This window comes from Pseudomonas sp. SK, from assembly GCF_012975065.1.
Taxonomy (GTDB): domain Bacteria; phylum Pseudomonadota; class Gammaproteobacteria; order Pseudomonadales; family Pseudomonadaceae; genus Aquipseudomonas; species Aquipseudomonas anuradhapurensis.
In genome coordinates this window covers 5,196,193-5,209,908 of record NZ_CP051857.1, presented here as the reverse complement: position 1 = coordinate 5,209,908, position 13,716 = coordinate 5,196,193, and the positions used below count along the sequence as shown (strand labels likewise).

The 13,716-nt window shown below is 62.0% G+C and carries 9 protein-coding genes; 4 read left to right on the top strand and 5 right to left on the bottom strand.

The genetic code is table 11. The features are described 5' to 3' along the window. Positions 1–125 precede the first annotated feature (125 nt). From ntrC to glnA, 4 genes are all read right to left on the bottom strand, one after another. Positions 126–1,562, bottom strand: a complete 1,437-nt coding sequence (gene ntrC, locus HG549_RS23720; RefSeq protein WP_170033286.1) for a nitrogen regulation protein NR(I) — start codon at positions 1,560–1,562, stop codon at positions 126–128. Further along, on the bottom strand, positions 1,559–2,644 hold the full coding sequence (gene glnL, locus HG549_RS23715) for a nitrogen regulation protein NR(II) (protein ID WP_170033284.1): 1,086 nt from the start codon (positions 2,642–2,644) through the stop codon (positions 1,559–1,561). The genes ntrC and glnL overlap by 4 nt, the downstream gene beginning before the upstream one ends. Positions 2,645–2,951: 307 nt before the next feature. Continuing rightward, on the bottom strand, positions 2,952–3,419 hold the full coding sequence (locus HG549_RS23710; RefSeq protein WP_170033282.1) for a cupin domain-containing protein: 468 nt from the start codon (positions 3,417–3,419) through the stop codon (positions 2,952–2,954). A 152-nt stretch (positions 3,420–3,571) separates the two neighbouring features. Then, positions 3,572–4,978, bottom strand: coding sequence for a type I glutamate--ammonia ligase (gene glnA / locus HG549_RS23705; RefSeq protein WP_170033280.1), 1,407 nt, complete (start codon positions 4,976–4,978; stop codon positions 3,572–3,574). A 449-nt stretch (positions 4,979–5,427) separates the two neighbouring features. Between glnA and thiI the strand changes: the two genes are divergently transcribed. From thiI to HG549_RS23690, 3 genes are all read left to right on the top strand, one after another. Continuing rightward, positions 5,428–6,882, top strand: a complete 1,455-nt coding sequence (gene thiI, locus HG549_RS23700; RefSeq protein ID WP_170033278.1) for a tRNA uracil 4-sulfurtransferase ThiI — start codon at positions 5,428–5,430, stop codon at positions 6,880–6,882. A 127-nt stretch (positions 6,883–7,009) separates the two neighbouring features. Then, complete coding sequence (gene typA / locus HG549_RS23695; protein WP_170033277.1) at positions 7,010–8,830, top strand: translational GTPase TypA; 1,821 nt, start codon at positions 7,010–7,012, stop codon at positions 8,828–8,830. Positions 8,831–9,018: 188 nt separating this feature from the next. Next, entirely contained in the window at positions 9,019–10,443 is a 1,425-nt protein-coding gene (locus tag HG549_RS23690; RefSeq protein WP_170033275.1) for a PhoPQ-activated protein PqaA family protein, read from the top strand. Positions 10,444–10,482: 39 nt separating this feature from the next. Here HG549_RS23690 and HG549_RS23685 read toward each other — a convergent pair whose 3' ends face one another. Continuing rightward, on the bottom strand, positions 10,483–10,887 hold the full coding sequence (locus HG549_RS23685; protein ID WP_170033273.1) for a YkgJ family cysteine cluster protein: 405 nt from the start codon (positions 10,885–10,887) through the stop codon (positions 10,483–10,485). A gap of 185 nt (positions 10,888–11,072) precedes the next feature. Here HG549_RS23685 and HG549_RS23680 point away from each other — a divergent pair, with 185 nt between their 5' ends. After that, complete coding sequence (locus tag HG549_RS23680) at positions 11,073–13,523, top strand: glycogen/starch/alpha-glucan phosphorylase (RefSeq protein ID WP_170033271.1); 2,451 nt, start codon at positions 11,073–11,075, stop codon at positions 13,521–13,523. Positions 13,524–13,716 lie beyond the last annotated feature (193 nt).

The following is a 13,716-nucleotide window of genomic DNA, read 5'->3' as shown; positions in this document are numbered from 1 at the left end:
GCCCCAGATGGAGGACAGTTGGCCAACATCTGGGGCGCAGCTCAGAACACGATCAATTGTAGGAGCGGCCTTGCGTCGCGATGGGCTGCGCAGCAGCCCCAAAGATCGAAGGGGTTATACGCTGATCAGTGGTCATCCCCCTCCTCATCATCGCCACCCGCCACGTTCATCCCCAGCTCCTTGATCTTGCGTGTCAGGGTATTGCGCCCCCAACCCAGCAGCAGCGCCGCATCGCGGCGGCGCCCGGCGGTATGCTTGAGCGCCGTCTCGATCATGATCCGCTCGAAGCTCGGCACGGCGCTGTCGAGCAGGTTCGACTGGCCACGGGTCAGCGCCTGGTCGGCCCACTGGCGTAGCGCCTGCTCCCAGTTGGTGACCGGTGCAGCATCCTGCGGCAGGTTCAGCAGCTCGGGCGGCAGGTCGCCGATCAGCACCTCGCGGCTGGAGGCCATCACCGTGATCCAGCGGCAGGTGTTCTCCATCTGGCGCACGTTGCCCGGCCACGGCAGATTGCGAATGAATTCTTCGGTTTCCGGCTTCAGGATCTTCGGCTCGACCGCCAGTTCCTGGGCGGCACGGGCCAGGAAGTGACGGGCCAGGGCCGGGATGTCTTCGCGCCGGTCGGCCAGCCGCGGGATGTGGATGCGGATCACGTTCAGGCGGTGGAACAAGTCCTCACGGAACTTGCCGGCCTGCACCAGCGACTCCAGGTTCTGGTGGGTGGCGGCGATGATGCGCACGTCGACCTTGACCGGCACGTGGCCGCCCACGCGGTAGAACTCGCCATCGGCGAGGACCCGCAGCAGGCGGGTCTGGGTGTCGGCGGGCATGTCGCCGATCTCGTCGAGGAACAGCGTGCCGCCATCGGCCTGCTCGAAGCGGCCGCGGCGCAGGTTGGCTGCGCCGGTGAAGGCCCCTTTCTCATGGCCGAACAGTTCCGACTCCATCAGGTCCTTGGGGATGGCGGCCATGTTCAGGGCAATGAACGGTGCAGCCGCGCGCGGGCTGTGGCGGTGCAGGGCATGCGCCACCAGCTCCTTGCCGGTACCGGACTCGCCGTTGATCAGCACGGTGATGTTGGAGTGGCTGAGGCGGCCAATGGCGCGGAACACCTCCTGCATCGCCGGTGCTTCACCGATGATTTCCGGCGTGCGCGCAAGGTTCTGCGGTACGTCCAGCCCTTGTTGTTCCTGGGCGTGCTGATTGGCGCGTTTCACCAGCGAGACCGCTTCGTCGACGTCGAATGGCTTGGGCAGGTACTCGAAGGCGCCGCCCTGGTACGACGCCACGGCGCTGTCCAGGTCGGAATGGGCGGTCATGATGATGACTGGCAGGCGCGGATGCTGTTCGCGGATCTGCGCCAACAGGTCCAGGCCGCTGGTGCCGGGCATGCGGATATCGGAAATGATCACGTCCGGTTGCTGGCGTGCCAGGCGGCCCATCACGCCGTCAGCGCTGTCGAAGCTCTGGGTGGTCATGCCTTCCTGTTGCAGGGCTTTTTCCAGGACCCAGCGGATGGAGCGATCATCGTCGACGATCCATACGGTTTCACTTCGGCTCATGAGGCGGTGGCTCCTTGTTCCAGAGGCAGGTAGATCGAAAAGGCGGTGTGGCCTGCATGGCTTTCACACTCGATCAGGCCCTGGTGCTGGCTGATGATGTTCTGGGTAATGGCCAGGCCCAGCCCGGTACCGTCCGGGCGGCCGCTGACCATGGGGTAGAAGAGGGTGTCCTGCAGTTCCGGCGGGATGCCGGGACCGTTGTCGATGATTTCCACGCGTGCCACCAGGCGATGGCGCACGTGGCCAATGGTGAACTGGCGCAGGGCTCGGCTGCGCAGGGTGATGCGGCCCAGGCGCAACTCGTTCTGCGAACTGATTGCCTGCATGGCGTTGCGCACGATGTTGAGCACGGCCTGGATCATCTGCTCGCGGTCGATCAGCACGTCCGGCAGGCTGGGGTCGTAGTCGCGCACCAAGGCGATGCAGCCCTGGCTTTCCGCTTCGACCAGGCTGCAGACCCGCTCCAGTACTTCGTGAATGTTGGTCATGGCCAGCGACGGCAACTTGTTCGAACCGAGCATGCGGTCGACCAGGTTACGCAGGCGGTCGGCCTCCTCGATGATCACGTTGGTGTAGTCGCGCAGGCCTTCCTCGGGCAACTCGCGCGCCAGCAGCTGGGCTGCGCCGCGAATGCCGCCGAGGGGGTTCTTGATTTCGTGGGCGAGGCCGCGCACCAGCATCTTGGTGGTTTCCTGCTTGCTCAGCTGGGCCTCCTCCTTGGTGATGCGCAGCAGCCGGTCACGCGGGTGCACTTCGAGCAGCAGCAGGGTCTGGCCCAGGTGCAGGATTGGCGTTACCGCGTAGTCAACGGTGATGGTCTGCCCGGTCAGCGAAGTGAGCTGCGCTTCGCGCTTGGTGAACGGGTGCGCCTGCTCGACTGCCTGGCGCAGGGAGCTGAGGGCTTCGCTCGATTCGGTGAACAGCTCGCTGATGAACTGCCCGTGGCTGCGCTGCCCACTGACCGCCAGCAGCATTTCCGCAGCCGGGTTCATGTATTCCAGGCACAGCTCGGCGTTGAGCAGTAGCGTGGCAGTGGTCAGGTTGTCCAATAGCAGACGGTGCTGTGCATCGCTGATGGTCATAAGGCGTCGTTGACCTCTTTTGGCGCTTGTCGACTATGGCTGTGGCCAGGGCCGGACGCGCGGTGGAATCCGCTGATGCAAGCAAAATGCAAGAAACAAACCAAGGCTCCGAAAAGAAGCGGATTTTGCCTATCAGGGCCCGGAATTGCGCTAATTCGGGCCAGAATGGCCTGATGTATCGGTTCTCATGACCTGTTTTGGGCGACGGCAGCGGCGATTGGCACACATCAGTGCACCAATATGGAGCATAGAGGAATTTGGAGCCTGGCTGCGCGTGGATGCGTGCAACAGATCCGCTGCCGGCTACTCAGCCTGCCGCAGGCGTGGTCATTCCCTGTTTCGGCACCCGTTGTGGGCATTGTTCCGCTGGCGTGAAGGGCGCGATACCTGTGGCGCTGGCATAAAACACCAGGATTTCGGCGGGGGACTCTGCTGTGCGCCCTCGATGCAGGCCGCCTACGATCTCGGCCAGGGCATCGCCTGCGTTGAGCATTACCCGTATGCCAGCAGCGTTCTCGACTTCGATCTGTCCAGCGAGCAGGTAGCCGGCATTGGGGGCCAGGTGGCAATGCCAGTCCATGGTCGTGCGCGCAGGGATGCGGATCTTCATCAGCGACAGTTCGGGGCGACCACTGGGGTAGGTCGTGTAGGGTGTCTGGTCCCAGGCCACTTGCGTGCGCAGGAGGGTTTTGGCTTCTATCGCGTCCGCTTGTTCTGGGGTGTTGCCACAACCGGCAATGAACCAGGCAGTGAGCAGGAGCAGGGCAGTTCGCATGGCAATCTCCTCGTTTCAGGAGAGTGGATTGTGCGGACTCAGCGGGGGCCTTGTTTGTAGGAAGCATCTGAATCGGTAGGGCTTGAAACAAAAACGGCCTTCATAAGAAGGCCGTTTTCGGTGAACTCATCGACGCAGGCGCGCCGATCAGATCAGCAGCTGTAGTACAGCTCGTATTCCAGCGGGTGTACGAAGGTGCGGACCTTGATCTCTTCTTCGCTCTTCAGCTCGATGAAGGCATCGATGAAGTCGTCGGAGAACACGCCGCCCTTGGTCAGGAACGCACGGCCTTTGTCCAGCTCTTCCAGGGCTTCTTTCAGGCTGCCGCAAACCTGCGGAATGTCCTTGGCCTCTTCAGGCGGCAGGTCGTACAGGTTCTTGTCGGCCGCATCGCCTGGGTGGATCTTGTTCTGGATACCGTCCAGGCCGGCCATCAGCAGGGCCGCGAAGGCCAGGTACGGGTTGGCCGATGGGTCCGGGAAGCGTGCTTCGATACGGCGGGCTTTCGGGCTGCCGACGTAAGGAATACGGATCGAGGCGGAACGGTTGCGAGCGGAGTAGGCCAGCATTACCGGGGCTTCGAAACCTGGGACCAGACGCTTGTAGGAGTTGGTCGACGGGTTGGTGAAGCCGTTCAGGGCCTTGCCGTGCTTGATGATACCGCCGATGAAGTACAGGGCGGTGTCGGACAGGCCGGCATAGCCTTCACCAGCGAAGGTGTTCTTGCCGTCTTTCCAGATCGACATGTGCACGTGCATGCCCGAGCCGTTGTCGCCGTACAGTGGCTTCGGCATGAAGGTGGCGGTGCGGCCGTAAGCGTCGGCAACGTTGTGCACTACGTATTTCAGGGCCTGTACTTCGTCAGCCTTCTTCACCAGGGTGTTGAACTTGACGCCGATTTCGTTCTGGCCGGCAGTCGCCACTTCGTGGTGGTGGACTTCGACGGTCTGGCCCATTTCTTCCAGTGCGTTGCACATGGCAGTACGGATTTCGTGGTCGTGGTCGAACGGCGGGACCGGGAAGTAGCCGCCTTTCACGCCCGGACGGTGGCCCTTGTTGCCGCCTTCGATGTCAGCGCCGGTCATCCACGAGCCTTGCTCGGAGAAGATCTTGAACATCGAACCGGAGATGTCCGACTGGAACTTCACTTCGTCGAAGATGAAGAACTCTGGCTCGGGACCGGCGAATACGGTGTCACCGATGCCGGTGCTCTTCAGGTACTCTTCGGCGCGCTTGGCGATGGCACGTGGGTCACGGTCGTAGCCCTGCATGCTCGACGGGTCGACGATGTCGCAGGTCAGGATCAGGGTCGGTTCTTCGGTGAACGGGTCCAGGACGGCAGTTTCATCGACCGGCATCAGGATCATGTCGGAGGCTTCGATGCCTTTCCAGCCAGCGATGGAGGAACCGTCGAACATCTTGCCGACTTCGAAGAAGTCGTCGTCCAGTGCATCACGCGCCGGCATGGTCACGTGGTGCTGAGTGCCTTTGGTGTCCGTGAAACGCAGATCAATCCACTTGACGTCATGATCTTTGATGAGTTGAACCGACTTCGACATGTTGTCCTCCGGATGGTCTAGGGCGCGGTGGGCCGCTGCCCTGGAAAAAGGGTGTTGCCGGGCGCGGATAGTCGGCCAAGCGTACCTGCCTCACAAGGGAGCAAATTGCATGCCAGTGCCCGAAAATGGCGAGTGCGGGATAAAAAGGGGCGTTTGTAGGCATCTGCCGGGCTTGGAGCGAGCGAAAGTGCACACTTAGGAGGCATGAATTCAGTGTAGAGCACCAAATAAGTGCATCGCGTAACGGGTGTGCTTTGTTTGAGGGCCTCATCGCGGATAAATCCGCTCCTACCGGGTGTGTGCTCGCGAGGAGGCCGGCACAGGCGCCGCAAATCCTGCCTCCTGCATTTATCTGAAAGCTTCTGATCAAAAGTTGGTCAAATCCTGAGCAATTTCCGCTATAATTCGCGCCCCTCATTTTCGGCAGGCCCTGCGCGCGCTGTTAACCAATGAAACTTATCGTCAAAGTCTTCCCAGAAATCACCATCAAGAGCCGGCCGGTGCGCAAGCGCTTCATCCGCCAGCTCGGCAAGAACATCCGCAACGTGCTCAAGGACCTCGACCCTGAGCTCGCGGTGGAGGGTGTCTGGGACAATCTCGAAGTGGTCACCCGCGTCGAAGACGAGAAAGTCCAGCGCGAGATGATCGAGCGCCTCACCTGCACCCCGGGTATCACCCATTTCCTGCAGGTAGAGGAATACCCCTTGGGTGACTTCGACGACATCGTTGCCAAGTGCAAGCACCACTTCGGCCACTTGCTGGCCGGCAAGCACTTCGCCGTGCGCTGCAAGCGCGGTGGCCACCATGACTTCACCTCGATGGACGTCGACCGCTACGTCGGCAGCCAGCTGCGCCAGCAATGCGGCGCCGCCGGTATCGAGCTGAAGAACCCGGATGTACTGGTGCGCATCGAAATCCGCGACCAGCGCCTGTACGTCATCCATAGCCAGCACAACGGCATCGGCGGCTACCCGCTGGGTGCCCTGGAGCAGACCCTGGTGCTGATGTCCGGTGGCTTCGATTCCACCGTGGCGGCCTACCAGATGATGCGCCGTGGCCTGATGACCCATTTCTGCTTCTTCAACCTCGGCGGCCGTGCCCACGAGCTGGGCGTGATGGAAGTGGCCCACTACCTGTGGAAGAAGTACGGCAGCAGCCAGCGCGTGCTGTTCATCAGCGTGCCGTTCGAAGAAGTGGTCGGCGAGATCCTCAACAAGGTCGACAACAGCTACATGGGCGTAACGCTCAAGCGCATGATGCTGCGTGGTGCAGCCCATATGGCAGACCGCCTGCAAATCGATGCGCTGGTGACCGGCGAGGCGATTTCCCAGGTGTCCAGCCAGACCCTGCCGAACCTGTCGATCATCGACTCGGCCACCGACAAGCTGGTGCTGCGCCCGCTGCTGGCCAGCCACAAGCAGGACATCATCGACCAGGCTACCGAGATCGGCACCGCCGACTTCGCCAAGCACATGCCAGAATATTGCGGCGTGATTTCGGTGAACCCGACCACCCATGCCAAGCGTCACCGCATGGAGCATGAAGAAAAGCAGTTCGACATGGCCGTGCTGGAGCGCGCCCTGGAGCGGGCCAAGTTCATTTCCATCGACCACGTGATCGATGAGCTGGGCAAGGACATCGAAATCGAGGAAGTGACCGAGGCGCTGCCCGGCCAGATCGTCATCGATATTCGTCACCCCGATGCCCAGGAAGACCAACCCCTGGTGCTGGACGGTATCGAAGTCCAGGCCATGCCGTTCTACGCGATCAACAGCAAGTTCAAGCACCTGGACGCCAACCGCCAGTACTTGCTGTATTGCGACAAAGGTGTGATGAGCCGTCTGCACGCACACCACCTGCTCAGTGAGGGACATGCCAATGTGCGTGTTTATCGTCCGGCATAAGACGCCAGGGCTGTATGGCGGCAGCATCCGCCATCGCCCTCCCGACCATCGGGCCCGCTGAGCCTCAAAGCGTACATATTCGCCGCCTACACTGGCGGCAACCGAATCCTCTGATCGAGATACAGTTGTGATCGAAAATCTGCGTAACATCGCCATCATCGCCCACGTTGACCATGGTAAAACCACCCTGGTCGACAAACTCCTGCGCCAGTCCGGCACCCTGGAGCGTAACGAGCTCAACGACGAGCGCGTGATGGACTCCAACGACCAGGAAAAAGAGCGCGGCATTACCATCCTGGCGAAAAACACCGCCATCAACTGGAACGGCTACCACATCAACATCGTCGACACCCCCGGCCACGCCGACTTCGGTGGCGAGGTTGAACGTGTAATGTCGATGGTTGACTCGGTGCTGCTGCTGGTCGACGCCCAGGACGGCCCGATGCCGCAAACCCGCTTCGTGACCAAGAAGGCCTTCGAAGCCGGCCTGAAACCGATCGTTGTCATCAACAAGGTCGACCGCCCGGGCGCTCGTCCTGACTGGGTCCTGGACCAGATCTTCGACCTGTTCGACAACCTCGGCGCCACCGACGACCAGCTGGACTTCCAGGTTGTCTACGCCTCGGCCCTGAACGGCATCGCCGGCCTGGACCACACCGCCATGGCCGAAGACATGACCCCGCTGTACCAGTCGATCGTCGACAACGTTCCGGCGCCGAAGGTTGACGTCGATGGCCCGTTCCAGATGCAGATTTCCGCTCTGGACTACAACAGCTTCCTCGGTGTTATCGGCGTTGGCCGTATCGCCCGTGGTCGCATCAAGCCGAACACCCCGGTTGTTGCCATCGACACCGAAGGCAAGAAGCGTAACGGCCGTATCCTGAAGCTGATGGGTCACCACGGTCTGCACCGCGTCGACGTCGAAGAAGCCCAGGCCGGCGACATCGTCTGCATCAGCGGTTTCGACGAGCTGTTCATCTCCGACACCCTGTGCGACATGAACCACGTCGAAGCGATGAAGCCGCTGACCGTTGACGAGCCAACCGTTTCGATGACCTTCCAGGTCAACGACTCGCCGTTCTGCGGCAAGGAAGGCAAGTTCGTCACCAGCCGTAACATCAAGGAACGTCTGGACAAGGAGCTGCTGTACAACGTTGCCCTGCGCGTTGAAGAAGGCGACTCGGCTGACAAGTTCAAGGTTTCCGGCCGTGGTGAGCTGCACCTGTCGGTACTGATCGAAACCATGCGTCGTGAAGGCTTCGAGATGGCTGTGGGCCGTCCTGAAGTGATCATCCGCGAGGTGAACGGCGTCAAGCAGGAACCGTACGAGAACGTCACCATCGACATCCCTGAAGAATCCCAGGGCAAGGTCATGGAAGAAATGGGCCTGCGTAAAGGCGACCTGACCAACATGGCGCCGGATGGCAAGGGCCGTGTACGTCTGGAGTACAACGTACCTGCTCGTGGCCTGATCGGTTTCCGTAACCAGTTCCTGACCCTGACCAACGGTGCCGGCATCCTGACCTCGATCTTCGATCGCTACGACACCATGAAGCCAGGCCATATGTCCGGCCGCCTGAACGGTGTACTGGTATCGATCGAGACCGGCAAGGCGCTGACCTACTCGCTGGAAACCCTGCAGGCGCGTGGCAAGCTGTTCATCGAACACGGCCAGGACATCTACAACGGCCAGATCATCGGCCTGAACAGCCGTGACAACGACCTGGGCGTGAACCCGACCAAAGGCAAGAAGCTCGACAACATGCGTGCTTCGGGCAAGGACGAAGTCATCGCCCTGGTGCCGCCGGTTCGCCACACCCTGGAACAGGCCCTGGAATTCATCCAGGACGACGAGCTGTGCGAAGTCACGCCGAAGTCGATCCGCCTGCGCAAGAAGATCCTGGACGAAGGCGAGCGCACCCGCGCAGCCAAGAAAGCCAAGGCTTGATCGTCTAGCTTGAGCTGAAAGAAACGCCCCTGGTCGCAAGCCCAGGGGCGTTTTTGTTTCTGCGGCGGAAGGTCTTGTAATCCTTCTCTCAAGCCTATGTCAGTTGCGTCTCTTGAGACGGTCGGCGCCTTGTGAGCCACCCCAGAGCCCCATAACGTGAAGTGCTTTCTTGCCCAGGAAGCATGCTCATGAAGTATCGATTTGCACTGGCCATCCCTTGCCTGCTGGCCAGTTTCCATGCCAGTGCCCTGCAGGACTGCAGCGGCCTGCATCCGCAGAAAGTCGTCCATTGCCATATCGGCAATGTGCGGCAGGCGCCATTGGAGTACACACTGCTCGAAGAGGCTTCCGGGCCTGGCTACACCTTCCGGCGTTTGCAGATGGTCTCCCAGTCATGGGCACCCGCTCCGGTGGTGGCACCACGCCGTTGGGAGCACGATGTCGAATTGCACAGGCCACTGGATGCCGTGCCTGGCAAGGCTTTGCTGGTGGTGAACAACGGCGTGCGCCACGGGCCGGCGCAGACCCCGGACTATACGCGCGAAGTGCTTCGCGAGTTGGCTCTTGAGACGCGTACGGCGGTGGTCATGATCAGCGACGTGCCCAACCAGTATGTAACCTTCGATGACGCCGAAAAGCCGATGCGCGAAGACGACGCCGTGGCCCACACCTGGGCGCATTCGCTGCGAGGCGCTGCGCCGGAGCTGCCATTGCATGTGCCGATGGCCGCTGCGGCAAGCCGGGCGATGGACCTGGCCGAGCTGGAGTTGCGAAAGCAAGGGCTGACGGTCGAGCGCTTCATCATCACGGGTGCCTCCAAGCGCGGTTGGAGTGCCTGGCTGACGGCATTGGCCGATGAGCGGGTGATGGCCATCGTACCCAGTGTCATCGACATCGCCGACACCGCAGACATGCTCACGGGCCTGCGCATGCGCTATGGCGGCCACTGGCCGCTGGCGCTGTGGCCCTACCAGCAGGCCGGCGTGCTGCAGCAGCTGGGGAGCCCCGGTTTCGACCGGCTGATGGCGATGATGGACCCGATGCACTACCTGAACGAGCCAGGGCAGCGCCTGGCCATGCCCAAATACCTGGTTTCTGCCAGCGGCGATGATTTCTTCGCCCCGGACCCGGTGACCGATTATCAGCAGCGCCTGCCCGGCCAGATCAGCCTCAGGGTATTGCCGAACTCAGACCACGGCGGGGTGCGCCAGGCGGTACTCAGCACCCTGGTGCCGGCGATAACGCGCTTGCGCGATGGCGTGCCTCTGCCGAGCGTGCAGGTGTCGGCAAACCTGCAATCCGGGTATCTCGACGTCGACCTCTCCGAACCGCCGGTAGCGGTGAAGGTATGGACCGCGAGCAACCGCCGCGACCGCGACTTCCGCTATGCCTGCGGGGTGCGCTACCAGTCCGAGACGCTCGTTCCTGCGCAACACTTCACTTTGCAGCGCGTGCCACCGGCAGAGGGCTGGCAGGCACAATTTGTCGAGGCGAGGTTCGCAGACGGCTTCATTGCCACCAGCGCGGTGAATGTGTTGCCACGGACTTCTCCCGACCATCCGCCAGCACAACAGGGAGGCGCGTGCAGAAGCTTCCCTGCTGACGCAAAGTGAAGGGCTGGCCTGCCTGCGTACAGCTACGCCGGCGGGCGCCTAGCGCGTGACCGCCTTGGGCTTGTAGGCACAATACCCCGGGCGCGGCCCAATCTTGGGATGGTTGCGGCAGGTGTCCGGACGCTTGTCGTAGATGGTGCACAGGCGGCTCTTGCGGTCCAGGTACAGGCAGTCGTCGTTGCTCATCCGGGTCAGGGTGAAGATCCCCGATTTCTGGTTGAAGCGTTCGATGATGCCTTCCTTTTGCAGGCGCTTGGCGATGTTCTTTGGTGGTTCGTCTTTTTCGAACTCGTCGACCACACCGATACGGATCAGATCCTTGATCTTCACCTCCACTGGCAGGGTGCAGCAGGTCGAATGGCAGCCATGGCACATGTTGCTGGTGTAGCGCTGCCAAGTCTCCAGGCGGTCGACTTCGGCGGCGGCGATCAGGGTCGTTTTCATCGTTATGGGGGTGAATCACGGTCTTGGGGCGCGCGATCATACCGGAATCGTTCAATTTATGAACAACCTTTTGACCGATTGCGTGACCGGGGATGAAAACCGCGAACCCAGGCTTTCGCTCTCTGTCGAAGCGTCTAGGCTGAACAGTCTCCCTCCGTATTCGTCAACTTGCCCGAGGATGCCGCATGTCCCAGGAACCCAAAGCTCGTGACGCCGAGGTGGCCGAATTTCGCGCCGCTGTACTGGACAAGCTGACCTACGCGGTTGGCAAGGACCCGGAGCATGCCTTCGACCACGACTGGTTCGAAGCCATTGCCCTGGCCGCACGCGATCACATGGTCGACCACTGGATGGACCACACCCGGCAGGCTTATCGCCGCAGCCAGAAGCGGGTCTATTACCTTTCCCTCGAATTTCTCATCGGCCGCCTGCTGTATGACAGCCTGAGCAACCTGGGCCTGCTCGACATCGCCCGCGACGCCCTGGAAGGGCTGGATGTAGACCTGGAGCGTATCCGCCTGCTCGAACCCGATGCCGCGCTGGGCAACGGTGGCCTGGGCCGCCTTGCCGCGTGTTTCATGGAGAGTATGTCGACCCTCGGTATTGCTGCCCACGGCTACGGCATCCGTTATGAACACGGGCTGTTCCGCCAGGCCATGGTCGATGGCTGGCAGCAGGAGCAGACCGAGAACTGGCTGGATTTCGGCAACCCCTGGGAGTTCGAGCGCGCCGAGGTGATCTACCCGATCAGCTTTGGCGGCAGTGTCGAAACGGTGCATGACACGCACGGCCAGCAACGCCAGGTATGGTGGCCGGGCGAAACCGTGCGGGCGGTGGCCTATGACACGCCAGTGGTCGGCTGGCGCGGTGCCAGCGTCAATACCCTGCGCCTGTGGCGTGCGCGGGCGCTGGAAGAACTGCACCTGGAGCGCTTCAATGCCGGCGACCATCTGGGCGCCGTGGCCGAGGTGGCGCGGGCCGAAAGCATCTCGCGGGTGCTGTACCCGGCCGACAGCACCGAGGCCGGCCAGGAGCTGCGCCTGCGTCAGGAATACTTCTTCGTTTCGGCATCGCTGCAGGACCTGCTGCGGCGACACCTGAACATGCATGACAACCTGCTCAACCTGCCCGACGCGGCGGCTATCCAGCTCAACGACACCCACCCGTCGATCGCCGTGGCCGAGCTGATGCGGCTGCTGGTCGACCAGCATGAAATCCCCTGGGATACCGCCTGGGAGCTGACGGTGGGTACCCTGGCCTACACCAACCACACGTTGTTGCCCGAGGCCCTGGAAACCTGGCCGGTGGCGCTGATGGAGCGGATGCTGCCGCGGCACATGCAGATCATCTACCTGATCAACGCCTACCACATCGACGCACTGCGAGCGAAAGGCCTGCACGACTTCGATGTGCTGCGGGCGGTGTCGCTGATCGAGGAAGACAATGGCCGCAGGGTGCGCATGGGCAACCTGGCGTTCCTCGGCTCGCACAGCGTCAACGGGGTGTCGGCGCTGCACAGCAAGCTGATGAAGAGCACGGTATTCGCCGAGCTGCACAAGCTCTACCCGCAACGGATCAACAACAAGACCAATGGCATCACCTTCCGCCGCTGGCTGTACCAGTCCAACCCGCAGCTGACGGCCATGCTGGTCGAGGCGCTGGGCCCGGAGCTGCTGGACGACCCGGAAGGGCGCCTGGCCAACCTGGTACCGTTCGCTGAAAAAAGCGGTTTCCGCAAGCAGTTCGCTGCCCAGCGGCTGCACAGCAAGCGTGCCCTGGCCAGCATCATCCAGGACCGCCTGGGCGTCACGGTCAACCCCGAGGCGTTGTTCGACGTGCAGGTCAAGCGCATCCACGAATACAAGCGCCAGTTGCTCAACCTGCTGCACACCGTGGCGCTGTACCAGGCCATGCGCAACGACCCGGGCACCGACTGGGTACCGCGGGTGAAGATTTTCGCCGGCAAGGCCGCCGCCAGCTATCACCAGGCCAAGCTGATCATCAAGCTGGCCAACGACATTGCCCGCGTGGTGAACAACGACCCGACGGTGCGCGGCCTGCTCAAGGTGGTGTTCCTGCCCAACTACAACGTCAGCCTGGCCGAAAGCATCATCCCGGCAGCCGACCTTTCCGAGCAGATTTCCACCGCCGGTTACGAAGCGTCCGGTACCAGCAACATGAAGTTCGGCCTGAATGGCGCGCTGACCATCGGCACGCTGGACGGCGCCAATGTGGAAATGAGCGAGCAGGTCGGGGCCGACAACATGTTCATCTTCGGCCTCACCGCGCAGCAGGTGGAAGCGCGGCGGCGCTCCGGGGACTTCGGTGCCAGTGCGGCGATTGCCGCCTCCAGCCGCCTCAACGACGTGCTGCAGGCCATTCGCAGCGGGGTGTTCTCGCCGGATGACCCCTCGCGCTACAGCGCATTGATCGATGGGCTGGTGGCCTATGACCGCTTCCTGGTGTGTGCCGACTTCGATGCTTACTGGGATGCCCAGCGCCGGGTCGAGGAGTTGTGGCACAAGCCCCAGGAGTGGTGGCGCATGGCGGTGCTGAATACCGCGCGGATGGGCTGGTTCTCGTCGGACCGGACCATTCGCGAATATGCCAGCGAGATCTGGAAGGCTCTGGACTGATTCAAGCCTGTACCGGCCCATTCGCCGGCACGCCCGCTGCCACGCAGAACGCATGGGGGCGGGCGTGCCCGCGAATGGGCCCACAACCAGACCATCGGCCTGGCGCCCGCTGAACTACCGACCTATTGTGCCGTCTGAGAGCCGTGGCGAGTCTCATCACTCGCTAGCCCGCAACTCTCCCTGTAAACTGCGG